This is a genomic window from Sphaerisporangium sp. NPDC004334 (assembly GCF_053602655.1).
The window spans coordinates 283,602-309,134 of the sequence record NZ_JBSGDZ010000007.1; the positions used below are offsets into that span (position 1 = coordinate 283,602).

Sequence of the window (25,533 nt, forward strand, 5' to 3'; positions counted from 1 at the left end):
GGCACACGGGACGGAACTCCGGCCCTGACCTCAAGGAGCGAAGACGTGAGCGCGTTGTTCGAGCCGCTGACCCTGCGGAACCTCACCATCCCCAACCGGGTCTGGATGTCCCCGATGTGCCAGTACAGCGCGGCCTCCGACGGCCCCGACCGGGGGGCGCCCACCGACTGGCACCTCGCCCACCAGGGGGCCAGGGCCGTCGGCGGGGCCGGTCTGATCATCACCGAGGCCACCGCCGTGACGCCGGAGGGCCGCATCAGCCCCTACGACCTCGGCCTGTGGAACGACCGGCAGCAGCAGGCGTTCACCCGCGTCACCGGCTTCCTGCGCGAGCACGGCGCCGTGCCCGGCATCCAGCTCGCCCACGCGGGGCGCAAGGCGTCCACCGACCGGCCCTGGCGCGGGGGCCGCCCGGTCGGGCCGCAGGACGGGGGCTGGCGGCCGGTCGCGCCCAGCCCGATCCCGTTCGCCGGCGGGCACCCCGAGCCCGCCGAGCTGAGCGTCGCGGAGATCGGGCGCGTCGTCGAGGCCTTCGCGCAGGCCGCGCGCCGGGCGCTCGCCGCCGGGTTCCAGGTGGTCGAGGTGCACGGCGCCCACGGATACCTAATCAACGAGTTCCTCTCGCCGCACAGCAACCACCGCACCGACGCCTACGGCGGCTCCCACGGCAACCGCGTCCGCCTCGCCCTGGAGGTCGTCGACGCCGTGCGCGCCGTCTGGCCCGACGACCTGCCCGTCCTGTTCCGCGTCTCGGCGACCGACTGGCTCACCGAGAACGCCGAGGAGCCTCGTCAGGGCTGGACCGCCGAAGACACCGTGCTGCTGGCCAAGGAGCTGCTGGCCCACGGCGTCGACCTGCTGGACGCCTCCTCCGGCGGCAACGCGGCGGACGCGCGTATCCCGCTCGGCCCCGGCTACCAGGTGCCGTTCGCCGCCCGGGTGAAGGCCGAGACCGACCTGCCCGCCGCCGCGGTCGGCCTGATCACCGAGCCGCGGCAGGCCGAGGAGATCGTCGCCTCGGGGCAGGCCGACGCCGTCCTGCTCGGCCGCGAGCTGCTGCGCGACCCGTACTGGCCGAACCGCGCCGCCCGCGAGCTCGGCGCCGGACCCCGCTGGCCGCACCAGTACGACCGGGCCGTGTGACCGATCGAGTCCTCGACCAGTGCGAGGATCGACGTGGCGGGCCGTACCAGGGCGAAGGGACCAGGCCCGCGCGGCGTCGATCGGCTGGAGACCATGAGCGAGCACGACATCAAGGGCATCGGGGCGACGGGCGGCACCGGCGAGACCGGCGAGACCGGCGAAATCGACGAAGCGGTCAGGCGCGTCCTCGGCCTGTTGTACCAGGAGGACACCCTGCGCGTGCTGTCCGCCCTGGTCCTGCACGGGTCGGCGGACGGCTGCGGCCTCGCCCCGGACGTCGCGCGCCGGGCGCTGGAGCGGCTGGAGCGCGGCGGGCTGGCCGTGCGCGAGGGCACCGAGGGCACCAAGGGCACGGCCTGGCGGGTGCGGCGCGAGCGGTTCCGTGAACTGCTGCACGCCGGCGCCAGGCCGCCCGCCGCGCCGGTCTCGGCCGAGGAGCGCGTCGTGCGCACCTTCCTGGTCGAGGGGCGCCTGCGGGCGATCCCGACGCGGCGCGAGAAGCGCCTGGCGGTGCTCAACTACATCGCCCGGGCGTTCGAGCCCGGCGTCCGCTACGCCGAGAAGGACGTGAACGTGGTGCTGCGCGCCTTCCACGACGACTACGCCGCCCTGCGGCGCTACCTCATCGACGAGGGCCTGCTCGGCAGGGAGAACAACGTGTACTGGCGCACCGGCGGCATCGTGGACGTCTGACGCCCGGCCCGCCCGCGGGGACGGGCCGGCTCCGGCGTCGGGAGCCGTTCAGGGGCGGGCGCCCCGGCGTCGGGAGCCGTTCAGGGGCGGGCGCCCCGGCGTCGGGAGCCGTTCAGGGGCGGGCGCCGGCGGGCTCGGCGTCCGGGCCGGTGGACGGCAGGTCCTCCTGCGCGCGGACGTGGACGCGGCGGGCGAGCAGCGTCGCCGCGAAACCGAGCACCAGCGCCACCAGCACGCCGAGGTTGGCGAAGGCCCACGAGCCGGAGGTCCCGCCGAGCCCGAGCGCGCCGAGCAGGTAGCCCTGCCAGCCGAGCCAGCTCGCCGAGGTGTTGGTGACCAGGCCCCACCCGATGGCCGTGGCCACGACGACCACCGCCACCGGCGTCAGGGGCACGTCCCCGTAGCGGCCCGCCGGGCGGTACAGGTCGGCCTCGTCGTAGTCGCGGCGGCGCAGCGCCACGTCGGCCAGCATGACCCCGCACCAGGCGGCGATCGGCACGCCGAGCGTCGTCAGGAACCCGATGAACTGCCCGAGGAACGTGCCGCCGAAGAACACGATGTACACGGTGCCCGCGACCATCAGCACGCCGTCGATCAGGGCGGCGACGTAGCGCGGCGCGCGCAGGCCGGCGGCCAGCAGCGCGAGCCCCGAGGAGTAGATGTCCAGCACCGCGCCGCCGACCAGGCCGAGGACGGCCACCGCGGCGAAGGGGATGAGGAACCAGGTGGGCAGCACGGTCGTCAGCGCGCCGATCGGGTCGGCGGCGATCGCCTCGTTGAGCCCCTTGGACGACCCGGCCAGCAGCAGGCCGAAGATCAGCAACACCACCGGGGCCAGCGATGCCCCGAAGGTCGTCCAGCCCACCACGCCCGCGCCGGAGGACCGGCGGGGCAGGTAGCGGGAGTAGTCGGCCGCCGCGTTGACCCAGCCGAGCCCGAAGCCGGTCATCATGAAGACCAGCGCCCCGATGAACGCCTGCGGGGGCCCGGCGGGGATGGCGGCGACCGCGTCCCAGTGGATGTGGCCGGCGACCAGGAAGATGTAGACCACGGTCAGCGCGCCGGTGACCACGGTGATGACCGTCTGCATGCGCATGATCACGTCGAAGCCCATGACGCCGCCCGCGATGATCAGCAGGGTCACCACGACGAGCGCGGCGAGCTTGGTCGGGGTGCCGCCTCCCCAGCCGAGCCGGTCGAACACCGTCGCGGTGGCCAGGGTCGCCAGGGCGGTCAGCACCGTCTCCCAGCCGACGGTCAGCAGCCACGAGATCGCCGAGGGCAGCCGGTTGCCCCGCACGCCGAAGGCGGCCCTGCTCAGCACCATCGTGGGCGCCGAGCCCCGCTTGCCCGCCAGCGCCACGAACCCGCACAGCAGGAACGAGAACAGGATGCCGGCCAGCCCGGCCGCGACCGCCTGCCAGAAGGAGACGCCGAACCCCAGCGCGAAGGAGCCGTAGCTGAGCCCGAGGATGGACACGTTGGCCCCGAACCAGGGCCAGAACAGCTGCCGGGGGCGTCCCTTGCGCTCGGCGTCACCGATGACGTCGAGCCCGTGGACCTCCACCTTGAGCCCGCCGCCGCCCGCGCGGCCGTACGGCTGATCTATGGGTTCGTCCTGCGTGCCGGCCATATTTCCCCACCTGCCTCAGTTGCCGGGGAATGTATGGTCCCCGTCGCTCCACCGTCAAGAGCAACCGCGGCCCGGGGCCGGATCACCCTGCGGCGGGCGCCCCGGCGGCGAGCAGAGAGGCCAGGTGGGCGGCGTTGCGCTGGGCGTTGTCGGCGCAGCAGTTGTTCATCAGCACGTGGACGGTGCGGGCGCGGGAGGCCAGGCCGGCGATGTCGACGGCCCACTTCTCCAGCTCCTGCTCCGAGTACAGGTAGCCGAACCGCTCCTCGATGACCTTGCTGGTCCACTTGTCGGAGTGGCCGTGGAAGCGGACGACGGCCAGGTCGGCGGTCGCCGTGAGCACGGGCGGGACCGAGGAGGAGTGCCCCTGCGGCATGTCGACCGCCACGTAGGGGATGCCGTGCTCGGCCAGGAAGCCGATGGTCTCGTCGCGGCGCTCGGGGGCCATCCAGCCGGCGTTGCGGAACTCCACGCTGGCGCGCATGGGCCGGCAGCGTTCCACGCAGTGCAGCACGTAGCGCAGGCCGCGCTCGCCGGGGACCAGCCACGGCGGGAACTGCAGCAGGATGGCCCCGAGCTTGCCGGCCTCGTGCAGCGGCGTCAGCGCGCCGAGGAAGCGGCCCCAGACCTCCTCGGCGATGTCAGGGCCCACGTCGCGCAGGTAGACGGTGTCCTTGGCGGTGCCGAGCCGTTCGCGCAGGTCCTTGTACAGCGACCGCGTCCGGGTCGGGTGGCCGGTCAGCAGGGAGAAGGCCTTGACGTCGAAGGTGAAGCCGGGCGGGGTGCGGTCGCGCCAGGCCTCGGCGGTGCGCAGGGACGGGGGGTTGTAGTAGGTGGCGTCCACCTCGACCAGCGGGAACCGTGAGGCGTAGTAGGCCAGCCGCGCCGCGGGGGTGGTGGCGTCCTTGGGGTACCAGCCGGAGGTGAGCAGGCTCCGGTCGGTCCACGAGGCCGTGCCCACCAGGACGCCGGGACGTAGATCGTCATCGGGCATCCCGCCTCTCTACCACCACCGCCCACGCCAAACACCGCCCAGGTGGGGGCGGTGCCCGGCGGGCGCGGTCAGCCGTCCTGGGCGTGCGGGCGCTCGGGGGTGGTCGAGTCGAGCGGGACCGCCGAGCCGCGCACCAGGTCGAGCTGGACGGTCTGCCGGGGCAGCACCGCGTCCAGCAGCCAGTTCCCGGCGATGCGGGTGCGCCCGCCGGGCACGGCCAGCAGGTGGTATCCCCGGGTCACCGCTTTGGCGGCCAGGCCGGACAGGGGCACGCCGAGCGGATTGGCGGCCGCCTTGGCCCCGCCGAGGTCCACCACGAACCCCAGGTCGCTGTGCCGGTAGGGACGGCGCTCGCGGCGGCCGTAGGAGGCGGCGATGTTGTCGGCGGCGCGCGTCCCCTGGCGGGTGGCGTGCTGGGCGGTCATCGCCGTGTACTCGCCCGGACGGGTGAGGTCGGGCACCGCCGCCGCGTCGCCGCAGGCGAAGATCTCCGGACGCCCTGGGACCGACAGGTACTCGTCCACGAGCAGCCGGCCGCGCTCTGTCGGCAGGCCGAGCGACTCGACCAGCGGGTCGGGGCGGACGCCGACGCACCAGATGAGCGAACGGGTGGGCACGAACTCCCCGTCGGACAGTTCGACCCCGTCGGCGGTGGCCTCCGACACGGTGATGCCGGGCCGGATGTCGAGGCCGCGGCCGATGAGCGTGCGGTGCGCCGTGCGCGACAGGCGCTCGTCGAGCTCGGGGAGGATGCGGGGGGCCTTGTCGACCAGCAGCCAGCGGTCGGGCTGGTCGCGCAGCCCCGGCCGGTGGCGCTTGGCGTCCCGGGTGAGCAACTGGCCCTGCGCCGCGACCTCGGTGCCGGTGTAGCCGGCGCCCACCACGACGAACGTGCAGCGCGCCTCGCGCTCCTTGGGGTCGTCGCTCGCGTCGGCCAGCTCGATCTGGCGGATCAGGTGGTCGCGCAGGTACAGCGCCTCGGCGATGCTGCGGAAGCCGTGGGCGTGCTCGGCCACCCCGGGGATGGGCAGCAGCTTGTTCACGCTGCCGACCGCGAGGAGCAGCCGGTCGTAGCGCAGCTCGCGCCGGTTGCCCTCGGCGTCGGTGCACTCGACGCGGCGGGCGTCGGCGTCCACCCGGTCCACGGCGGCCAGCAGGTGCCGGACGCCGGGCAGGTTGCCCGACAGGGGGATGGCCACCTTGCGGGGGTCCAGGACGCCGGCCGCCACCTCCGGCAGCAGGGGGAGGTAGAGGAAGTAGTCGGTGGGGTTGACCAGGACGATCTCGATCGCGCCTTTGGCGAGGCGGGCGAGGCGGCGTGCGGCGGTGAAACCCGCGAACCCCGCGCCGGCGATGACGACGCGCTGCCGGTCGGCCATGGACGGTCCTTTCCGCTCGAAGGGATGGGACGTCCGCTTCAGGTACCCGCCCCCCGGACCGGGAACCTCCCCGGAGGCGAATCGGCTCGCGCCGGCCGGCGGAATACACCCGGCCTTCGGGGGATTGGACAGGTGCACCGCTGATCGGCCGATCAGCCGGCCCACTACGCGCGCACGCGCCGCCGAGGAGTCCCGCACATGGCAGTACCCGCCGCACCCGCCGCGCCCACCGTCAAGCTGGTCAACGGCGCCTCGATCCCCGCGATCGGGCTGGGCACCTACCCGATGACCGACGGCGAGGCCGAGGTCGTCGTGGCCGACGCCGTCCAGGCCGGCTACCGGCTGTTCGACTCCGCCTACGCCTACGGCAACGAGGTGGGGGTGGGGCGGGGCCTGCGCGCCTCCGGAGTGCCGCGCGAGGAGCTGTTCGTCACCACCAAGCTGAACGGGGAGTGGCACGGCTACCAGGCGGCGCAGGAGGCGTTCCAGGCGAGCGCCGATCGGCTGGGCGTGGACTACGTCGACCTCTACCTGATCCACTGGCCGCTGCCCCGGCAGGACCGGTTCGTCGAGGCGTGGAAGGGCCTGGTCAAGCTGCTCCAGGACGGCCGGGTGCGCGCCATCGGCGTCTCCAACTTCAAGCCCGCGCACATCGACCGCATCGTGGCCGAGACCGGCGTGGTGCCCGACGTCAACCAGATCCAGCTCAATCCGGACCTCACCCGGGACGCCGCCCGCGCCTACCACGCCGCCCACGGCATCGCCACGCAGTCGTGGAGCCCGCTGGGCGGCAGCGGCACCGGGCCGCTGTCGGAGAAGGTCGTCACCGGCCTGGCCGAGCGGTACGGCAAGACGCCGGCCCAGATCGTGCTCCGCTGGCACCTGGACCTCGGCCTGATCACGGTGCCGAAGTCCGCGACCCCCGAGCGGGTCAGGGCGAACATCGACGTGTTCGACTTCTCCCTGACCGCCGAGGAGGTGGCGGCGATCAGCGCCCTGGACAAGGGCGAGGCCGCCGCCGTGGACTCCGACGTGGTCGGCCACTGACGGATCTCTTCGGCCTCGCTCCGCTCGGCGGACGGGGACGTGATAGCCGGCGATCTTGGGGTACATGGTGATCGTGACAGTCTCTACAACACGTCTTTACCTACTTATAAAGTAGGTCACTGTGATCCACCGGCCGTACGCCGCACGTCCCATGGAGCCCCGAGAGCGACAGGACGGAAGACGATGATCATCAAGAGGGTCGCCGCCGGCGCCATCGCGTCGGGTCTCATGCTCGCCGCCGCCGCGTGCGGGGGCACCGGCGCGCAACAGGGGTCCGGCGGCGCCGGCGGCTCCGGCGCGGCGGGCGGCACGTTCACCTACTGGACCAGCGGCTGGCAGCCGGCCCAGATCGCCGAGGTCGACGCGGCCTTCGACAAGGCCCACCCCGGCATGCACGCCAAGGGCGAGTACATCGCCAGCTCCGACCAGTACCTGCCCAAGGTCATCGCCGCGCTGAAGAACGGCACCCAGCCCACGGTGCTGCTCACGCAGAACCCCTCCGACCTGCCGGTCCTCAACCAGAGCGGCAAGCTGATCCCGCTGGACGGCAAGCTCACCGCCGAGACCGACGCGCTGTACCCCGGCATCAAGGAGTCCCTGTTCCACAAGGGCCACCAGCTCGGCATGGCGCTGGCCGGAGTGGGCGACATCGTGCTGTTCTACAACAAGAAGGCCTTCGCCGACGCCGGCATCGCCAAGCCGCCCGCCACCTGGACCGAGCTGGCCGCCGACGCCGAGAAGCTCTCCGACCCCGCCAAGAACAAGTACGGCTTCTACGTGCCGCTCGGCGAGGCCGAATGGATCTCCTTCGCCTGGGCGCCGATGCTCTACGCCGAAGGCGGGTCCTTCCTCAACGCCGACGGCACCGCCACCGCCTTCAACAGCCCCGCCGGCGTCAAGGCCCTGACCACCTGGGTGGACCTGCTGAAGAAACGCGCGGCGCCCAGCACCAGCTACGCGCAGGCCGGCAGCTTCGACGGCGCCCCCGCGTTCGCCAGCGGCACCGTCGCCATGATCGTCAACGGCCAGTGGGCGGTGCCCACGTTCGAGAAGGCCGGCATCGACTTCGGCGTGGCGCCGATGCCCGCCGGCGCGTCCGGCACGGCCACGAGCCTCGGCATCGGCGTGGCGGCGCTGCTGAAGACCGACCCGGCGGCGGAGAAGGCCGGCCTCGCGTTCCTCAAGTTCCTCGCCACCCCCGAGCGGGGCGCCTACCTGGCGGTCAAGAGCGGCGGCCTGCCCTCGGACCCGGCCCAGCTCGAACAGCCGGAGCTCAAGAAGCACATCGACGGTAACCCGACCTACCCGGTGTTCGCCGAGGCCGAGAAGACCGGCAAGGTCCGCCCGATCACCCCGGCCTACAACGCGATCTCCCAGAGCCTGTGGACCGAGATCAACGCGGCGCTCAAGGGGCGCCAGACCCCGGCGCAGGCGCTGGCCAAGGCGGCGCGGGAGGGTGACGCGGCCCTGAAGAAACTCGGCTGATGCGGCGCTCGCGCCGCACCTGGGCGCTCGGGTACGCGTTCGTGGCGCCCACGGTGCTGCTGACCGTGCTGTTCTCGCTGGTGCCGCTGGCCATGCTGCTGTGGCGCAGCCTGTACAGCGGCGGGGTGTTCGACTTCGAGCCGCGGTTCGTCGGCCTGGACAACTACGGGCGGATGCTCGGCGAGGGCGGCGCCCGGGCGCTCGGCGTCACCGGCCTCTACACCGCCGGGTTCGTGGTGCTGACGATGGGCGCCGGGCTGGTGCTGGCCCTGCTGCTCAACTCGCGGGCGCCCGGTGTGGCGCGGCTGCGGGCGCCGTTCGTCATCCCGCTCGTCGTCCCGGTCGTCGCGACCGCGCTGATCTGGGCGAACATGTTCGCGCCGCAGTTCGGGCCGGTCAACCGGCTGCTCAGCGCGGTGCGCCTGCCGCAGGCGGACTTCCTGTCCTCCCCGGGGCTCGCTCTGGCCGCCGTACTGACCTTCGGCGCCTGGCAGTTCTTCGGGCAGAACGTCATCCTCTACGTGGCAGCCCTGAAGTCGGTGCCCCGGGACGTGCTGGACGCGGCCAGCGTGGACGGCGCCGGGGCCTGGCGGCGCTTCCTCCACGTCCAGTGGCCGATCATGCGGCGCCACACCCTGCTGATCTGGGTGGTCACCACGCTCACCGGCCTGCAGACCTTCACCCAGATCTACGTCCTGACTCAGGGCGGCCCGGACGGCGCCACCCAGACCGCGCTCTACTACGTCTACAACGAGGGGTTCGTCCAGTTCGACACCGGGCGCGCGAACGCCATGGGGGTCGCGCTGTTCCTCATCTCGCTGCTGGTCACCGTGACGCAGATCTGGCTGCTCGGGCGGGTCGACCGTGCCCGCTAGCCTGGTCGCCCGCCGCTCGGTGGTGTACGCGCTGCTCGGCCTGGCCGTGATCATCGTGGCCTTCCCGCTGGTGTGGATGGCGGTGAGCGCGCTGAAGACCGACGCCGAGATCATCAACCCGGCCGCGCCGCTGTGGCCGCGCGACCCGCAGTGGTCCAACATCGGCCGCGCGCTGTCGCAGGCCCCGTTCGGCCGGTGGTACCTCAACACCGCGATCTTCGGCGTGGCCGCCACCGCGGGCCAGCTCGCCAGCGGGCTGTTGGCCGGCTACGCCTTCGCCATGCTGGACTTCCCGGGCAGGCGCCCGCTGTTCCTGCTCGCGCTCAGCGGGCTGATGGTGCCCTTCAGCGCGATCATCGTGCCGATGTCGCAGCTCCTGGGCGACCTGGGCTGGCTGAACACCTACCAGGGCCTCATCGTGCCGAACATCGCCTCGGCGCTGGGCGCGTTCCTGTTCCGGCAGTTCTTCCTCGGCACGCCCCGAGAGCTCGGGGAGGCCGCCCGCATCGACGGCGCCTCGGAGCTGCGCGTGTTCCTCAGCGTGTACGCCCCGCTGGCCCGGCCGGTCGTCGCGGCGCTGGCCATCATCCTGTTCCTGCAGAACTGGAACAACTTCCTGTTCCCGCTGATCGTGGTGAACACCACCGACATGGCCGTGCTGTCGCAGGGGCTGTCGGTGTTCCAGAGCCAGTTCGCCACCCAGTACAACCTGATCATGGCGGCGTCGCTCATCACGATCGTCCCGGTCCTGGTGGTGGCCGTCGCCGCCCAGCGTCACATCATCGAGGGCATCACCCTCGGCGCCCTCGACTGAGGGCGCCGAGGGACGCTCCGCTCCGCGCGGCATGGTCGCCGGGCGGGGACGACGGTCGCGCTCCCGGTGGGGGCGTCAGTCGTCGCCGAGAAGGGCGGCCACCGTGTCGCGCAGGGGCGTGGTGGGCCGCCCGATGAGCCGGCGCAGCTCGCCCGTGGCGTCGCCGATCTCTCCCTTGGCGATGGCGACGTCGAAGCCGGCGTAGGCGGCGGCGTGCGCGGGCGGGAGCCCGGCCTCGGTCAGCAGCCGCTCGTAGTCCTCGACCGGCAGGTCCTGGTAGGTGACCGGCCTGCCGGCGACGGCGGAGACCTCGGCGGCGAGCTCGGGCAGGCTCCAGGCGAGGTCCCCGGACAGCTCGTAGACCGTGTTCTCGTGCCCCTCGCCGGTCAGCACGGCCACCGCGGCGGCGGCGTAGTCGTCGCGGGTGGCGCTCGCGACGCGGCCCTCGCCGGCGCTGCCGAAGATCGAGCCGGTCGCGGCGCCCTGCGCGATCGCCGCGGCGTGGTTCTCGCTGTACCAGCCGTTGCGCAGGAAGGTGAAGGGAAGGCCGGAGGCGCGGATGTGCTCCTCGGTGGCCTTGTGCTCGGGCGCGATCGAGACGGTCGCGGTGTCGGCGTGCAGCAGGCTGGTGTAGGCGATGCGGGCGACCCCGGCCTCGACGGCGGCGTCCACGACGGCGACGTGCTGCGGCAGACGGCCGCCCACCAGGTCCGAGGAGATCAGCAGGACGACGTCCCCCGCCCCGAAGGCCCCCTTCAGCGTCTCGGGCCGGTCGTAATCGGCCTCGCGGACCAGCACGCCGCGGGCGGCGAGGTCGGCGGCCTTCTCGGGGCTGCGCACGGCCGCCACGATCTGGCCGGCGGGGACGCGCTCCAGCAGTCCTTCCACGACGCGGCGGCCGAGCTGCCCGGTCGCGGCGGTGACGACGATCATCTGTGCTCCTTCGTTGGCGACATCTCGCGGGAAGGTTAGTACTAACTTTCAGAAAGTGCTAGTCAGGAGTTGGTACGGTGCGACGCGCAGTGAGGTGACGGCGTAGGCTGCGACCATGAACGAGCAGGGCACCGCCCAGGCCGAGGAGCACGGGCGGCTCATCTTCGACGTGTTCGCCCGCGGATGCCCCTCGCGCGAGACGATGGAGCACATCACCGGCCGCTGGGGCATCCTGGCCATGCTCGCGCTCAGCGAGGGCCCCTACCGCTTCAACGCGCTGCGCCGCAGGGTCGACGGGGTCAGCGAGAAGATGCTGGCGCAGACCCTGCAGGCCCTCGAACGCGACGGCCTGATCCACCGCGAGGCGCAGCACACCATCCCGCCCCGCGTGGAGTACAGCCTCACCCCGCTCGGCCAGGAGGCCGCCCGCCGTCTGCTCGGCCTGTACGAGTGGCTGGGGGACCAGATGCCCAAGATCATGGAGGCCCGCGACCACTACGACGAGGCCAGGAACCGCGCCTGACCCGTCCGCGCGCCCCGCCCTCCCGGCGCGACCGCCGGGCGCCCATGGTGGCATAGAGGTGAGGCCGGGCGGGTGACGCCAGGGTCCGCAGGGAGGCGGAAGGAGCCGATATGACGGGGCGCATCGGGGTGGAGCGGCAGGAGTGCGCGGTCACCGTGCTCGGCGGGCCCACGACGGTCATCGACATCGGCGGCCTGCGGCTGGTCGCCGACCCCACGTTCGACCCCCCGGGGCCGCACGCGTACCTGACCAAGCTCACCGGTCCGGCCGCCTCCGAGGACGAGGTCGGCCCCGTGGACGCGGTGCTGGTCAGCCACGACCTGCACCCGGACAACCTCGACGACCGCGGGCGCGCGTTCGCGCTGGCCGCGCCGGTGCTGCTGACCGGGCCGGCGACCGCCCGGCGACTCGGGCCGCCGGCCGTCGGGCTCGCCCCCTGGACCACCTACGAGCTCCCGCGCGCCGACGGCGGCGGGCGCCTGGAGGTCCACGCCCTGCCCGCCGTGCACGGCCCGCAGGACGGGGCGCGCGACGAGGACGGCCACGTGAACTGCGAGGTCACCGGCTTCCTGCTGGCCGGCCAAGATCTGCCGACCGTGTACGTCAGCGGTGACAACGCCTCGCTCGGCGTGGTCGCCGAGGTCGCCCGGCGAGTGGGGCCGGTCGACGCGGCAGTACTGTTCATCGGCGGGGCACGGGTGCCGCAGAAGGAACGCGGTCGGCCTCTCACGCTCACCAGCGAGCGCGCCGGCGCGGCCGCGGCCGTGCTGGGAGCGCCGATCGTCATCCCCGCGCACTACGACGGGTGGGCCCACTTCAGCGAGGGCCGCGCCGACATCGACCGGGCCTTCGACGACGCCGGACTGACCCCCCTGCTGCGCGGTGGCGAGCACGGCGAATGGATCCCGCTGACTCCCTGACACGGTCCCGCGCGTTCCGCGCCCTCGTGGCCGGCCGCACGGCCCACCGCGACCGGCGTGCTCCTGCCGTCCCGTTCTGCAGGGCGTCCGGGGGGCAACCGCGGCCGTGGGCCCTCGCCTGACATGACGGCCGGCGATGCACCTGTCAGTCGTCCGGAGAGGAGTCGCGGGAAGGCGGGGTTCCTCCGGGGGGCTGGTGTCTCTGGCCGGATCGACCATGCCGCCGGCCGCCCGCCCTCGTCGCGTCGGCAGATATCCGTACGACGGGCGGTCCCACGCGCTCACCACCCTTGTCTTATCGTTTTTCGATGTCTATGGTGAAGAGGGGTTATCGAAGAACGATAACAAGGGGGAAGCGTTGTGATCACCCACTTAGGGACCCCGGCCATGCCGGCCCCGCCGGAGGGAAGCCGGTGGTTCATCCGACTGCACACGATCCTCGTCGTCATGCTCGTGCTCGGCGGCTTCGGCCTGGCCCTCGCCCTTCTGGCCAACATCCTGGGGGCCTTCCCGGGCGGCGGGAGGGTGTTCGGCATGACCGGCCTGTGGCTGCCCGACGCGAAGGTGCGGCTGGACGGGGCGGTCACCTCGGGCACCAGCGTCACCTCGACGATGGTCGAGGTGAGCCTGGGCAACCGCGGGCAGGCGCCCACCATCGCGCTGCTGACGCTGCTCACCTGGCTTCCCGGCACGATGACCATCTACTGGGCGGTCCTTCTGCTGTCGCGCATCGTCTCGCCCCAGACAGGGTACGGCGACCACTCCCTGTTCTCCGAGCGGACCGCCACCTGCCTCCACCGCATCGGCAAGGTCATGATCTGGGGCTCCCTCGCGGCCTTCGTGCTCGACTTCTGCGCCAAGACGGCCGCGGCGCATATGCTGCTCCAGCACAACTCCCTGCTGCCCGGCGCGCTCGCCTGGCCCTTCGCCGGTGTGCTGACCGGCGTGGGCGCCCACGTCGTCGCCGTGGTGATCAGAAGAGGGCTGACACTGCTGGACGAGTTGCGAGGGACCATCTGAGTGCGACCAGAGGATCAGGTCGGCGGCATCGAGGTGCGGCTGGACGAGGTGCTGGCAGCCCGGGGGATGACGCTCACCGAGTTGTCCCAGCGGGTGCAGGTGACCATCGCCAACCTGTCGATCCTCAAGACCGGCAAGGGCAAGGCCATCAGGTTCTCCACGCTGACCCGGCTGTGCGAGGTGCTGGACTGCCAGCCGGGTGACCTTCTGCGCTATACCGCCGCCGACCGGGCCGGCGGCCCGCGGCACTGAGATCCGCCAGGTCGTGGCAGCGAAGATCCCTTTTCCGTGAGCGGCCGGGGCGCCCGCGCCGGCCGTCCATGACTCCGGCGAGCCTTGCCTGACCACGCCGGGTCGTCCATGACCGCGCAGAGCCTTACCTGACTTCGCCAGGCCCATGGCTTCGGCGGGGGATCCATAACGCGGTGGTAGGGGGGAACTGGCGTATCCCCGGGTGGAGGGCGGCGCGCGTACGTTGGCGGGAGCCTCACCCGAGGACTCCGCAGGTCGCGGACCGCCGTGCCGGTGATCCCTTCGGCGTGCCTCGCGGTGGCCGTCCCCACCTTGAGGAGACCCGATCCCGTGTCACGAATCCTTCGCACCGTCTCGGCTCTGCTGCTCGGCCTGGCCTTCCTCGTCACCGTGTCGCCCGCCCCGGCGGCCTCCGCACAGGCCGGTGCCGCCGTCCGCGTGCTGCGGTACGACGCGACCCGCGCCGCCGAGTTCCGCACCGTCATGGACCAGGCCGCGCAGGTGTGGAACGCCAGTGTGACCAACGTCCGCCTGGTCGCCGGCACCCCCGCCGACTTCGTCGTGCTCGCCGACAACGGCTGGCCGCGCACGCAGATGGCCGGACTCGGCCGCGGCACGATCTGGATGGGCCGCGAGGCGACCGCGGAGGGGTACTACCCGCTGCGCATCGCCACCCACGAGATGGGGCACATCCTCGGTCTGCCCGACCGCCGCACCGGCCGCTGCAGCGACCTGATGTCCGGCTCCAGCGCCCCGGTGAGCTGCACCAACGCCAACCCGAGCGCCGCGGAGCGCACGGAGGTGAACGCGAACTTCGCCGGCTTCGCCAACTTGGCCGAGTTCGACAGGCTGTACGTCGACGGCCCGGACGCCGCCCTGGCTCCGGCGCGGTAGCGGGCCGTCGCGCGCGCCCGCCTGGTGAGCCGGCGAGTGGTTCCCGGCGGCACGTCGGCCCGCTCGGCCGAGTCGGCCGGTTCCGGTGGCGAGCCGCACCGGTCGGCTTCGACGGTGCGCCGGTCCGGCCGTTCCACCGACCACGGCGGCCGGTCGCCAGGGGAGAGCGCGGCGAGGGTTCGGGCGTGTGATTACGTTTGGGCATGACGATGTCGCGGGCGCTGTTCGCCGGGTTGTGCACGCTCGACCTGGTGCAGTCGGTCGAGCGGATGCCCTCGCCCAACGAGAAGATCACGGCGCTGGCCCAGGTCGTCGCCGCGGGGGGACCGGCGACCAACGCGGCCGTCGCGTTCTCCCATCTCGGCGGCGAGGCGACGCTGCTCAGCGCGGTGGGCGCGCATCCGCTGGTCACCGGCATCGACGCCGACCTCGCCGAGTACGGCGTGCGCCGCGTGGACGCGACCCCGGCGGCGACCGAGCCGCCGGCCGTTTCCACCATCATGGTGACCCGGGGAAGCGGGGACCGGGCGGTGGTGTCGGTGAACGCCGCCCGCCAGCGCGCCGAGCCGCCCTCCGATCTCGCTTCGCTGGTGGCGGCGAGCCAGGCGGTGCACCTGGACGGCCACCACCCGCGCCTGGCCCTCGCCGCGGCGCGGGCCGCGCGTGAGCAGGGCCTCCTCACCGTCCTCGACGCCGGGAGCTGGAAGCCCGGTACGGCCGAACTGCTGCCCTACATCGACGTCGCCGTGGCGTCCGCCGACTTCCACCCGCCCGGCACCCGGACGCCCGAGGAGGCGCTCGCCCACCTGCACGCGGCCGGTGTGCCGTGGACGGCGGTCACCCGCGGCCCGGCCCCGGTGCTGTGGCGAGGCCCGAGGCGGGGTCACGGTCCCGATGCGGTGCGAACTCCGTCCCCCCGAACACCTACGGCGGGACGCGCCACCGCCGAGGAGCCGTCTTCCTCGCGGGAGGGCCGAGTGGCGTCATCCCTGGGAGGCGGCGAAGACCCGTCGACGCCAGGCGAAACGCGGGTCTCGGCGCCGGGTGGGACGGGGATGCGGCCTGTTCCGCGGGTCGACGTCGTGGACACCCTCGGCGCCGGCGACGTCCTGCACGGGGCCCTGACCTTCGCGCTGTGCCGGGCGATGCCGGCGGACGGCGGGCCGGCGGGCTTCGCCGGGCGACTCGACTCCGGCGCCTTCATCGCGGCGCTCGACTTCGCCATAGCGATCGCCTCCCGGGCATGCCGCTCTTTCGGCACCCGATCTTGGACGCGCCCTTGATCCCCACGTGCCACGGGCCTGTCAGCCCGCCAGGCCCGTGCACCCCGCTGACCTCCTGCCCGGCTTCCCCGCGGCTGCTGCGGTCACCGCCGGAGGGGGGAGCCGGGGAGCGGAGCGGCGCCCGAAGGTAAAGGTCCGGCCTGTTCGGGGATCAGGTCGCCCAATGACCCGGCCGGTGAGGACGCCGTAGGAGAAGGTGTCAGCGTGATACGACGTGCCGGCCTGCTCATCATGCCCGGGCTCGTCCTGGTGTCGGGCTGCGGCACCGGGGTGACGCTGGCCGGGGTGCAGTTCGACGACCTTAGGGAGCAGGGGGTGTCCCCCGACCTGGTGTACGTGGTCGACCTGCCGGGATACGAGCCGGCGAGGCAGTCCGTGAGCGTCTACAACGACGAGGGCTTTCAGACCTACTACATCTCCGGCGAAGGCCGGCAGGTGTGGTTCGGCGTCGACCGCGGTTCCTTCAGTGACGAGATCTGCCGCCACTGGCCCGTCCACACCGACGACCCGCCCACCGACGACCCCGACCCCAGGCCGTCCGCCGCCACCCCCGCCCCCGCCTCGTCCACACCGGCCGCCGCCCCCGCCTCGCCTCCGCCGGCCGCCGCCCCTGCTTCGCCCACGCCGGCCGCCGCCGGCGACCTGCCCGACGCCGACCTGTCCGACGTGCGGGTCTCCTGCGACCGGGACGAGGTGGGGTGGTACCGCACCGACGGCGACCGCCACGAGTACGCCGTCGCCGAGGACGGCCACGTGCTGCGCCTGGCCGGGCTGCGCGCCGATGTCAGCCGGCTGGCCTTGAAGGAGGCCATCGCCACCGCCCGCCACGCCGGCTGGTCCACCGGCCCGAAGCCCCCGGGCTAGCGCAACTCCGTCGTGCGGACCCGTGCTGACCTGCGTGGACTCCCTTCCGATCGGGTCTACGCTGGAGGGATGGGTACCGAGAAGGTCCACCTCACCAAGGAGAAGGAGACCCTCCTCGCCACCCTGTACGGCCGCGCCGTGCACAGCCGCACACCGGACCCGGTCCTGCGCGATCCGCTGGCAGAGCAGGCCGTCGATCGCATCGACTACGACTTCGGCAAGCTGAGGATGCGCTCCACGGACGCGCTGGGCGTGGCCATCCGGGGCAAGACCTTCGACACCCTCACCGCCGGCCGCCTCGCCGTCGATCCGCGGGCGACGGTGGTCCACCTGGCCTGCGGCCTGGACACCCGCGTCCACCGCCTCGACCCGCCGGAGGCCGTCCGGTGGTTCGACGTCGACTACCCCGACATCATCGCCTTGCGCGAACGCCTCTTCCCACCCCGCGAGGGCACCGCGACGACCGGTTACACCATGATCGGCCTGCCCGCGACCGACCCGGGATGGCTGCCGCGCGTGCCCGCCGACCACCCGGTGCTGGTCGTGGCCGAGGGCCTGATGATGTACCTCACCACCGAGGAGGTCCACGACCTCCTGCGCCGGATCACCGGCCGGTTCCCCGCCGGCGAGATCGTCTTCGACGCGCTCAGCCACCTCGCCGTGAGGTTCAGCCGCTTCCAGCCCGCCATCCGCGCGACCGGCGCCACCCTGCGCTGGGGCCTGGACGACCCCGCCGAACTCACCGCCGCCGTTCCGGGCCTCCACCTCGCCGAGGAGCTGTTCTTCTCCGACGTCCCGGAGGTGGCCCGTTTCCCCGCGGGGTACCGCGCCGCCCTGGCCGTCATGAACCGCTTCTACTTCCTCAGGAAGGTCGGCCGCATCCTGCGCTACCGCTTCTGAAGGCCGGCGAGACGTCGGAACGATGCGCCTGACAAATACGTTCGGTATAGTGAACGTATGGTTCATTACGTGGGCGCGCGGTCGGCCGCGCTTGCGGCGCGTCTCTCCGGGCGGGCGACATGAACGGGGAGCGGCGTCCGGACGGCGGCGGGGCGGCGGTGGCCGTGGGGGAGCAGATCCGGCGGCGGCGCGCGCAGCGCGGCATGTCGGCGGCCGAGCTGGCCCGCCGTGCCGGGCTCAGCAAGGCGACGCTGTCGGGGCTGGAGGCGGGAACCGGCAACCCGACGATCGACACCCTGGACGCCGTCGCCGTCGCCCTGCACATCCCGCTGACCGACCTGCTGGCCCGGGACACCGACTCCGGCCCGGTCCACGTCCCGGCCACCGTCGCCAGCCAGGACGAGCCCACCCGGGAACTGCTGCGCCGGGTCGGCAGCGGGCACAGCCTCGAACTGTGGCGCCTGCGCATGCCGCCGCGCACCGGCCTCGCCGGGGTGCCGCACGCGCCCGGCACCGTCGAGCACCTGCTGATCGCCTCCGGCGCGGTCGCCGCCGGTCCGGGCGGCGACGTCCGCGAACTCACTCCCGGCGACCTTCTCGCCTTCGCCGGCGACCGCCCGCACTCCTACCGCACCGGAGACCAGGCCGCCGACATCATCGTCGTCATCGCCTCACCGGTGGTCGGCTGACCCGCACCCTGGAGGATCGTTCACCCATGTCTTGGCTCGCGTTGCTTCCCTTGCTCGGATTCTGGACCCTCGCGGTCATCAGCCCCGGGCCCGATTTCCTGATCACTTTGCGGTACTCGGCCGGCCGGTCGCGGGGGAGCGGCCTGCGCGTGGCCGCGGGTGTGGTCACCGGCATCGCCGTGTGGGCGCTCGCCGCACTCTTCGGGCTGACGGTCGTCGTCGAACGATTCGAGTGGCTGTACACGGCGACGCGCGTCGCGGGTGCGCTGTTCCTCGTCGCGCTCGGGGTGCTGACCATCCGCGCGGCCCGCCGCCCGGCCGCGCGTGCCGTCGAAACCGACCTGGCGAACCAGGGCGACCCGGGCGGGCGGACCGGGACGGCCACAGGGGAGATGGCCGCTTCGGCGGGGGAGGCGTTCGGCGACCGGTCGGCGGGCGCGGCCGACGGCGTGACGCCGCCGGTGGAGGCGGGTGCGACGCAGAGCCGGTGGCGCGAGTGGCGGGTCGGGCTGCTGACCAATCTGGCCAACCCCAAGGCCCTCGCCTTCTTCGGCGCGCTTTTCGCGAGCCTGCTGCCGCACGGCGCCTCCATGGCGGTCAGGGCGGGGACACTGGCCACCATGCTCGTCATCGCCTTCACCTGGTTCGGGTGCGTGGCCCTGCTGTCGGCCACCCCGGTGATCGCCAGGAGTTACCGGCGCGCGCGCAGGAAGCTCGACATCGTCACCGGAGCGCTGTTCATCGGCATGGGCTCGCTGCTCATTCCCCGCGGCTGACCAAGGCGTCGCCCGGCCGACGGGAGAGCCGTGAACGGGGGAACGGGTCAGCGGACGCCGCGAGGGCGGAACTGGATGCTGATGCGCGGGCCGGTGGGACGGCTGGTCTTGGGGATGGCGTGCTCCCAGGTGCGCTGGCAGCTGCCGCCCATCACGATGAGGTCCCCGTGGCCGAGGTCGTGGCGCAGCGTCGGCCCTCCACCGCCGTGCGGGCGCAGCAGCAGGCTGCGCGGCACGCCCACGGAGATGATCGCGACCATGGTGTCCTCGGTGCCGCCACGTCCGATGCGGTCGCCGTGCCAGGCGACGCTGTCGCGGCCGTCCCGGTAGAAGCACAGCCCGGCCGTGCGGAACGGCTCGCCAAGCTCCTCGCCGTAGTGGGCGTCGAGCGCGCGCCTGGCATCCTCCAGCAGGGGGTCGGGCAGCGGCTCGCCCTCCTCGTAGAACTTCAGCAGGCGGGGTACGTCGACGACCCGGTCGTACATGTGGCGCCGCTCGGCCTTCCAGGGCACGACCCGGGCCAGCCGCTCGAACAACGCGTCGGCGCCGGAGACCCAGGCCGGGCGGACGTCGATCCACGCGCCGTGGGCCAGACGGGTGCGCCGGACCGCCGGCCCCAGCGGGCCGAGGCCGGCCTCGTCACCCCAGTCGAGCAGCGAAGCCTGGAACGCGGTGTCCATACCCGCAGTATATGGGACTCTTTCGTACACGTATTCGATAGTCGATCATGCCGGGGAGCCGGAGAGGCGGCGGCGGTCACATCGCGTGCGGCGGTCGTCCCTGGACCGGGGCGCGGTGGACGGCGCCCGGCCGGGGGGAGCCCGCACGGCCCGGAGCCGGCAGCACCACGGCGGTCAGCACGAGCCCGGCGTCGGAGACCCAGCGACCGGAGAAGACCGTGATGCGCAGGCCGCGCACCCGCGGCCCGCCGATCCGCAGCCATGCGGTGAACTCGCCGTTGGCCGGGTCGACGTTGATCAGGATGTCCTGGAAGTCGAGCCACCGCTTGGCCAGCGGGAACCACGCCTTGAACACCGACTCCTTCGCGCTGAAGAGCATGCGGTCCCACTGCACGCGGGGATGCCGGCCGGTGAGCTTGGCCAGGCTCTCACGCTCCTCGGGCAGGGAGATGGCCTCCAGCACGCCCGGTACGAGCGGCTCGTTGGGCTCGGCGTCGATGCCGATGGCCGTGACCTTGGAGGCGGCCGCGACGACGGCCCCGCGGTAGCCGGCGCAGTGGGTGATGCTGCCGACCACGCCCGTGGGCCACTGGGGCTCCCCGCGCAGCCCGGGCAGCACCGGGCCCGGACGCACGCCGAGTTTGCGCAGCGCGTCATGGGCGCACACCCGCGCCGTGCTGAACTCCTGCCGCCGACGGTCGTCGGCGTGCACGACCACCTGCTCCTCTTCGGGGAAGAGCATCGGGTCGGGTGGATCGGTGAACACGTCGACGGCCGCGACGAAGTCGGGCAGGATTGACTTGATCATGATCCCTCGAGGTGCGGCAGGGGGCTGAGGGCGAGCGGGCTCGCGCCAAAAGGTATGGGGAAGACCGGCCAAGGCGAGACGCCGTCGCGCGAGCGTCCGCCGGTCCGCGGCCGGGATGGCGGGACGGCGGGGTTTCGTTCCCCGAAGGAAACGGCGAAATCGGAAACGCCGGCCCCCGGGGACCTTTCGTACCTCACTCGCATGGCGATCACGTTCCAAGCGTATCGACGCCGCCGTTCCACGAGGCGTCAACGCCAATCTTTCTCGGGACGGCCGGACGCCGGGCTAGGGCCGGGCACGGGGTACTAAGGGTGCGCGCGGGGACGCCCGGGGAAAAAGACCGGCGTGGCGCCGGCCGGAGGTCGCGGCCGCTCGGCAACGCTCGCACGGGGGATTTCCCGCGTATTCGCGGCCGGCGGGCACCGCCTGGCACGCTCTTATTCGGCCGCCGCCGCCGACAATAGCTGTTTGCGAGATGCGGCGGCGCGCATTCCGGCGTCCAATGCGCGAAAGGACGAGATTGCACACCGGGCGCACATTGCCGTCGCGGCACTTGTTTCCCGGTGACGCCGTCCGGCACCCGCGACGCCTCACGGCCCCGCGCGGCGACCGGCGGCCCGGCCGCGACCGCCCTTGGACCACGACCGGCCTTGGGTCATGATCGGCCTTAAGCCGCGACCGCCCCTAGGGCCACGACCGGTCTTCGGGTCTTGACCGCGGGACGCCTCTCGCGGGAAGCGCGAGTCGGCCGGTCCGCTCCGGCGTCCAGGCGGGTCAGCCTACCAGTTCGCCCGTCTCGCCCATGCGCTCCGCGGGCGCGAGCATGCCCCGCGCCTCCTCCAGCAACGTCACAGCCCGCTCCTCGAAGGTCGGTGTGCTGATCGACCTGAAGATGTCCAGCGCCCGCTCACACAGCGCGACGGCCCGTTCGCCGTCGTGGCGGGCGATCGCCACCTCGCCGAGCCCGAGCAGCGAACGGCCCTCGGCCAGCAGGTCGCCCGTGCTCACGGCCAGCCGCACCGACTCGTGCAGTGCGTCCTCCGCCGCCGCGGCCTCGCCCTGCCGCAGCCGGGCGACGCCGAGCCCGTTGAAGACGTAGGTCTCCCCGGAGGTGTCGCCGAGCTCGCGCACCATGGTCAGCGCCGTCTCGAAGACCTCGACGGCCTTGTCGGGCTCGTGCGATGCCAGATGGGCATGGCCCATCCGGTGGAGCACCTGGGCCTCCACCCTCCTGCTGCCGCCCTGGCGGCTGAGGTCCAGCGCCTGGGCCAGCAGCTCGCCGGCGCTCTCGCCCCCCGCGGAATCGCCGCTCTCCATCCGCACCTGGGCCATGTTGTGCAGCACGTACGCGGCGGCCACCTGGTCGCCGGTGCCGGTGAAGATCTCCAGTGCCTGCCGGGCGCGCGCCATCGCCTGCTCGAACCGGCCGCCCACGCGGTCCAGCAGGCTCATGACCTGCAGTACCAGGGCGGTGCCCGTGTCGTCGCCGACCTCGGCGAACAGGCGCAGCGCCTCTTCGTAGTCCAGCGACGCCTCCGCCAGGCGCCTCTCGGTGAGCTTCAGAGTGCCCGTGGAGTACAACATCGCGGCCTGACCTCGGACGTCGCCGGCCTGCCGGGTGGCCGCGAGGGCGATGGCGTGGGTCTCGCGCCAGTCGTCCAGGTACATCCGCGACTCGAACAGGGTGACCGCGCTGACCGCCAGGTCCCACGTCAGGTCGATGAAGCCCGCGTGCGCGGCCTGGCGGATGCCGGAGACCAGCAGCGTGCGCTCGGCTTCGTACCAGGCGAACGGATCGGCGACCAGCGCGCCGGTCAGCTTGTCGGGCAGGGCCCACCGCTCGGCGCCGCTGTGGATCTGGACGTAGTCACCGCCGTAGGCGCGACGGTGGGCGGCCTCGGCCAGGAACAGCAGGCCGCCGAGCGCCCGTCCCAGCGCGGCCTTGCGCTCGGCGGAGGTCTCCTCCGCCGCCAGGCACTCGCGGGCGTACACGCGCACCAGGTCGTGGAAGCGGTAGGCGCTGTAGGGGCCGTGCCCGCCGGTCGCCTCGATGAGCTGGGCGTCGGCCAGCTCGTCGAACAGTTCCTCGGCGTCGAAGAAGGGCACGTCCATCAGCGCAGCGCCGGTCCAGACGGAGAAGATCCCGCTGTCGAGGATCGCCAGCCGGCGGAACAGCCGCCTGGCCTGCTCGCCGACCGACTCGTAGGTCAGCGAGAGGCTCGCGCGGATGCCCATGTCGCCGTGGTTGAGCTCGTCGAGCCGGCGCGTCTCGTCCGCCAGGCGGCCCACGAGCTGCTCGATGCGCCAGTGGGGACGGGCGGCCAGGCGGGCGCCGGCGATGCGCAGCGCCAGCGGCAGGTGCCCGCACAGCTCCGCCAGCGCCCTGGCCGACTCGATCTCCGACCGGACCCGCTCGGCGCCGGCGATGCGCTCGAGCATCTCGATGGACTGGTCGGTGTCGAAGACGCCGATGTCGACGTGGAGCGCCCCGGCCAGCCCGGCGAGGCGGCTGCGGCTGCTGATGATCACCGCGGAGGTGCGGGTGCCGGGCAGGAGCGGCAGGACCTGGCTCTCGCCGGACGCGTCGTCCAGCACCACCAGGGTCCTGCGGTCGGCGAGGAGCGCGCGGTACATCTCGGCGCGCTCCTCCAGGCTCTCGGGCATCGCGCTGCCGGGGACGCCGAGCGCGCGCAGGAACCGTTCGAGCACGTGCATCGGGCTGACCTGCCGGGAACCGCCGCCGTGTAGGTCGGCGAACAGCCGGCCGTCGGGGTAGCGTCCGGCCACGGTGTGCGCGGCGTGCACCGCGACGGTGGTCTTGCCGATGCCGCCCTTGCCGGCGACGATGATGATCGGCACGGCGAACCGGGTGGGGTCCTCCTCGGCGATCGCCAGTTCGCGTTCGATCGCGTCGATCTGCTTCCTGCGCCCGGTGAAGTCGGCGATCGCGCTCGGCAGCAGGAAGGGCACCGCGGTCACGGACGGCGCCCGCGGCGGCTCGGCGGAGATGACGGCGGCCTTGCCCGGCGGGTCCAGGCTCGAATCGGCGGTGAGGATGGCGTGTTCCAGGCGCTGGAGCTGCTCGTTGGGCTCGATGCCCAGCTCCTCGATCATGGTCTGGCGGGCCAGCCGGTAGACCTGCAGGGCCTCGGCCCGGCGGTCGGCGCGGTACAGGGCCAGCATGAGCTGGCCGCGCAGGCGCTCGCGGAGCGGGTAGCGGTCGACGAGCTGGGTGAGCTCGCCGATCAGCTGCTCGTGCCGGCCGAGGTCGAGCTCGAGCTGCAGGCAGTCCTCGTTGGTCGTCATCCGCTCTTCGGTCAGCCGGCTCGCCGCCGACTGCACCGGCCTGCTCTCGATGCCGTCCAGGGCCTCCTCGCTGCGCCACAGCGCCAGCGCCTCGCGGTAGGCCAGCACCGCCTGGTCGGCGTCGCCGGCGTCCCTGGCGCGCCGGGCCCGCAGGGTCAGCGCCTCGAAGCGCTGGGCGTCCAGGCGGCCTTCGTCGACGCGGATCATGTAACCGCGCGACTGGGTGGTGATGAGGTCCGCGCCTCCGTACGCGGCGAAGAGCCGGCGCAACGAGGAGATGCAGATCTGGACCTGCGCGCGCGCGGTGGGCGGCAGGGCGATGCCGTAGATGGCCTCGGCGAGCCGGTCGACCGTGACGACGCGGTTGGGGTCGAGCAGGAGGTTGGCCAGAGTGATGCGCTGCCGCGTCCCCCCCACGTCCAGCCGCTCAGTGCCCTCGACCACCTCCAGCGGCCCCAGGATTCGGAACTCCACCTGTGACTCCTTGCAAGAGAACCCGCGGGACCACCCGAAGTCTTCGCGCTCTCCCAGTATCGGACACACCGCTCAGGTGACGCGGCTTTTCGGGCTTGAGTGGATCGAATGCCCGGACATGCGGCGGAGCCTCGCGGCGCCGATCGCCCCCTCGCCGACCTTGACCACTTGTCTTCGCATGGTACAACTCGGTGCGCACGACAACTAGGGCATATTCCGGACGCCGAAAGGCCGCCTGCGCATCCGGTTATCGACGGGAGAATATCCTGGCCAGGGGTCGGCGGGGAGCACGGCGCACGGGGCGGGACGGCGCGGCGCCCGCCGCCGCCGACGGCCCGCGCGGCGTGCGACGGGGCCGGTGGCGGTAATAGGGTGAACGGCGGGAAACGCGTGGGGTATCCCCGCGCGCGCGGGCTGCGAGCCCCTTTGGAAAGCATCGCCGGGGTGTCCTCGATAACGCGGCTATCGGCGGCCCGGACGGTAGGGGTCGCACTGGGGTTTCAGCGGGGTCGGGCTCCGGTCTAGCATCGAATCAATCGAGCTTGCAAGGATTTTTAACCGCATGAAGAGGTGATGTCCCTGGTCGCTGGTTTCCTTCGCGGTAAGTCCCCACGCGGGCAAGGGCCATCGCGCGAGCGCCATTCGCACGATGGCCCTTGCTTTTCTCAGGCGAATATCGCCATCGGCTCACCATCGCCACGACGGCGGCCACTCTCCAGCCCGTGATCTTTGTCGGCATGGCCGTCCGCAGTCGTTTCTAACCGAGCTTGAGCACAGGACGCGAGAATTCGGATCTCGCGCCAAGATTCCCGAGGAGTGAAGATGTCCCGCCGCCTGTTCACCTCCGAGTCGGTCACCGAGGGTCACCCGGACAAGATCGCCGACCAGATCAGCGACGCCATCCTCGACGCCATGCTCAAGGGCGATCCGACGAGCCGGGTCGCGGTCGAGACGATGATCACGACTGGTCAGGTCCATGTCGCCGGTGAGGTGACGACTGAGACGTATGTCGATATTCCGGGGTTGATCCGGGAGAAGATCCTGGAGATCGGGTACGACGCTTCGCACAAGGGGTTCGACGGTGCCTCGTGCGGGGTGTCGGTGTCGATCGGGGCGCAGTCGCCCGACATCGCGCAGGGTGTCGATGA

At 72.5% G+C, this 25,533-nt stretch carries 24 protein-coding genes; 17 read left to right on the top strand and 7 right to left on the bottom strand.

What is annotated here, in order from left to right; all coding sequences use genetic code 11:
* Positions 1 to 45 precede the first annotated feature (45 nt).
* Both ACWEN6_RS11285 and ACWEN6_RS11290 read left to right on the top strand, forming a co-directional pair.
* Entirely contained in the window at positions 46 to 1,143 is a 1,098-nt protein-coding gene (locus ACWEN6_RS11285; RefSeq protein WP_452570081.1) for an NADH:flavin oxidoreductase/NADH oxidase, read from the top strand.
* 93 nt (positions 1,144 to 1,236) lie between these two features.
* Positions 1,237 to 1,836, top strand: a complete 600-nt coding sequence (locus tag ACWEN6_RS11290) for a DUF2087 domain-containing protein (RefSeq protein WP_452570082.1) — start codon at positions 1,237 to 1,239, stop codon at positions 1,834 to 1,836.
* A 112-nt stretch (positions 1,837 to 1,948) separates the two neighbouring features.
* On the opposite strand, the gene ACWEN6_RS11295 is transcribed toward ACWEN6_RS11290, so the two are convergent.
* The 3 genes from ACWEN6_RS11295 to ACWEN6_RS11305 form a co-directional block, all read right to left on the bottom strand.
* Complete coding sequence (locus ACWEN6_RS11295) at positions 1,949 to 3,469, bottom strand: purine-cytosine permease family protein (protein ID WP_452570083.1); 1,521 nt, start codon at positions 3,467 to 3,469, stop codon at positions 1,949 to 1,951.
* Positions 3,470 to 3,551: 82 nt separating this feature from the next.
* Positions 3,552 to 4,463 (bottom strand): DUF72 domain-containing protein, encoded by a 912-nt coding sequence (locus tag ACWEN6_RS11300; RefSeq protein ID WP_452570084.1) that lies wholly within the window; start codon positions 4,461 to 4,463, stop codon positions 3,552 to 3,554.
* A gap of 68 nt (positions 4,464 to 4,531) precedes the next feature.
* Positions 4,532 to 5,842: an NAD(P)/FAD-dependent oxidoreductase gene (locus ACWEN6_RS11305; RefSeq protein WP_452570085.1), complete on the bottom strand. Its 1,311-nt coding sequence runs from the start codon at positions 5,840 to 5,842 to the stop codon at positions 4,532 to 4,534.
* 198 nt (positions 5,843 to 6,040) lie between these two features.
* On the opposite strand from ACWEN6_RS11305, the gene ACWEN6_RS11310 reads away from it, so the two are divergent.
* The 4 genes from ACWEN6_RS11310 to ACWEN6_RS11325 all read left to right on the top strand — a co-directional run bounded on the left by ACWEN6_RS11310 (position 6,041) and on the right by ACWEN6_RS11325 (position 10,063).
* Positions 6,041 to 6,889 (top strand): aldo/keto reductase, encoded by an 849-nt coding sequence (locus ACWEN6_RS11310; protein ID WP_452570086.1) that lies wholly within the window; start codon positions 6,041 to 6,043, stop codon positions 6,887 to 6,889.
* A 183-nt stretch (positions 6,890 to 7,072) separates the two neighbouring features.
* Positions 7,073 to 8,374, top strand: a complete 1,302-nt coding sequence (locus ACWEN6_RS11315; protein ID WP_452570087.1) for an ABC transporter substrate-binding protein — start codon at positions 7,073 to 7,075, stop codon at positions 8,372 to 8,374.
* Positions 8,374 to 9,249 (top strand): carbohydrate ABC transporter permease, encoded by an 876-nt coding sequence (locus tag ACWEN6_RS11320; RefSeq protein ID WP_452570088.1) that lies wholly within the window; start codon positions 8,374 to 8,376, stop codon positions 9,247 to 9,249. Before ACWEN6_RS11315 ends, ACWEN6_RS11320 begins: the two co-directional genes overlap by 1 nt.
* Complete coding sequence (locus ACWEN6_RS11325; RefSeq protein WP_452570089.1) at positions 9,239 to 10,063, top strand: carbohydrate ABC transporter permease; 825 nt, start codon at positions 9,239 to 9,241, stop codon at positions 10,061 to 10,063. The genes ACWEN6_RS11320 and ACWEN6_RS11325 overlap by 11 nt, the downstream gene beginning before the upstream one ends.
* A 75-nt stretch (positions 10,064 to 10,138) precedes the next feature.
* On the opposite strand, the gene ACWEN6_RS11330 is transcribed toward ACWEN6_RS11325, so the two are convergent.
* On the bottom strand, positions 10,139 to 10,996 hold the full coding sequence (locus ACWEN6_RS11330; RefSeq protein ID WP_452570090.1) for an SDR family oxidoreductase: 858 nt from the start codon (positions 10,994 to 10,996) through the stop codon (positions 10,139 to 10,141).
* A gap of 115 nt (positions 10,997 to 11,111) precedes the next feature.
* Between ACWEN6_RS11330 and ACWEN6_RS11335 the strand changes: the two genes are divergently transcribed.
* The 10 genes from ACWEN6_RS11335 to ACWEN6_RS11380 all read left to right on the top strand — a co-directional run bounded on the left by ACWEN6_RS11335 (position 11,112) and on the right by ACWEN6_RS11380 (position 19,117).
* Complete coding sequence (locus ACWEN6_RS11335; protein WP_452570091.1) at positions 11,112 to 11,519, top strand: winged helix-turn-helix transcriptional regulator; 408 nt, start codon at positions 11,112 to 11,114, stop codon at positions 11,517 to 11,519.
* Between the two features lie 110 nt (positions 11,520 to 11,629).
* Complete coding sequence (locus ACWEN6_RS11340) at positions 11,630 to 12,439, top strand: MBL fold metallo-hydrolase (protein WP_452570092.1); 810 nt, start codon at positions 11,630 to 11,632, stop codon at positions 12,437 to 12,439.
* A 387-nt stretch (positions 12,440 to 12,826) separates the two neighbouring features.
* On the top strand, positions 12,827 to 13,459 hold the full coding sequence (locus ACWEN6_RS11345) for a hypothetical protein (RefSeq protein ID WP_452570093.1): 633 nt from the start codon (positions 12,827 to 12,829) through the stop codon (positions 13,457 to 13,459).
* Positions 13,460 to 13,711 (top strand): helix-turn-helix domain-containing protein, encoded by a 252-nt coding sequence (locus ACWEN6_RS11350; protein WP_452570094.1) that lies wholly within the window; start codon positions 13,460 to 13,462, stop codon positions 13,709 to 13,711.
* A 330-nt stretch (positions 13,712 to 14,041) separates the two neighbouring features.
* Positions 14,042 to 14,605, top strand: a complete 564-nt coding sequence (locus ACWEN6_RS11355) for a snapalysin family zinc-dependent metalloprotease (protein ID WP_354931115.1) — start codon at positions 14,042 to 14,044, stop codon at positions 14,603 to 14,605.
* A 203-nt stretch (positions 14,606 to 14,808) separates the two neighbouring features.
* On the top strand, positions 14,809 to 15,888 hold the full coding sequence (locus ACWEN6_RS11360; protein ID WP_452570095.1) for a PfkB family carbohydrate kinase: 1,080 nt from the start codon (positions 14,809 to 14,811) through the stop codon (positions 15,886 to 15,888).
* A gap of 204 nt (positions 15,889 to 16,092) precedes the next feature.
* The gene (locus tag ACWEN6_RS11365; RefSeq protein WP_354931120.1) at positions 16,093 to 16,752 is read left to right on the top strand and encodes a hypothetical protein; all 660 of its coding nucleotides are present in this window, start codon (positions 16,093 to 16,095) and stop codon (positions 16,750 to 16,752) included.
* Between the two features lie 69 nt (positions 16,753 to 16,821).
* A complete protein-coding gene (locus tag ACWEN6_RS11370) occupies positions 16,822 to 17,652 on the top strand; it encodes a class I SAM-dependent methyltransferase (RefSeq protein WP_452570096.1) in 831 nt (276 codons plus the stop codon).
* Between the two features lie 119 nt (positions 17,653 to 17,771).
* On the top strand, positions 17,772 to 18,341 hold the full coding sequence (locus ACWEN6_RS11375) for a helix-turn-helix domain-containing protein (RefSeq protein WP_354931126.1): 570 nt from the start codon (positions 17,772 to 17,774) through the stop codon (positions 18,339 to 18,341).
* A 26-nt stretch (positions 18,342 to 18,367) separates the two neighbouring features.
* Positions 18,368 to 19,117: a LysE family translocator gene (locus ACWEN6_RS11380; RefSeq protein ID WP_354931129.1), complete on the top strand. Its 750-nt coding sequence runs from the start codon at positions 18,368 to 18,370 to the stop codon at positions 19,115 to 19,117.
* Between the two features lie 47 nt (positions 19,118 to 19,164).
* Here the strand turns inward: ACWEN6_RS11380 and ACWEN6_RS11385 are convergent, their stop codons facing one another.
* The 3 genes from ACWEN6_RS11385 to ACWEN6_RS11395 form a co-directional block, all read right to left on the bottom strand.
* Positions 19,165 to 19,797, bottom strand: a complete 633-nt coding sequence (locus tag ACWEN6_RS11385; protein ID WP_452570097.1) for an alpha-ketoglutarate-dependent dioxygenase AlkB — start codon at positions 19,795 to 19,797, stop codon at positions 19,165 to 19,167.
* A gap of 76 nt (positions 19,798 to 19,873) precedes the next feature.
* On the bottom strand, positions 19,874 to 20,605 hold the full coding sequence (locus ACWEN6_RS11390; RefSeq protein WP_354931131.1) for a 4'-phosphopantetheinyl transferase family protein: 732 nt from the start codon (positions 20,603 to 20,605) through the stop codon (positions 19,874 to 19,876).
* A 774-nt stretch (positions 20,606 to 21,379) separates the two neighbouring features.
* Positions 21,380 to 24,385, bottom strand: coding sequence for an AfsR/SARP family transcriptional regulator (locus ACWEN6_RS11395; RefSeq protein WP_354931133.1), 3,006 nt, complete (start codon positions 24,383 to 24,385; stop codon positions 21,380 to 21,382).
* An 822-nt stretch (positions 24,386 to 25,207) separates the two neighbouring features.
* Between ACWEN6_RS11395 and ACWEN6_RS11400 the strand changes: the two genes are divergently transcribed.
* The coding region (locus ACWEN6_RS11400; RefSeq protein ID WP_452570098.1) for an S-adenosylmethionine synthetase N-terminal domain-containing protein at positions 25,208 to 25,533 on the top strand (326 nt) is incomplete at its 3' end.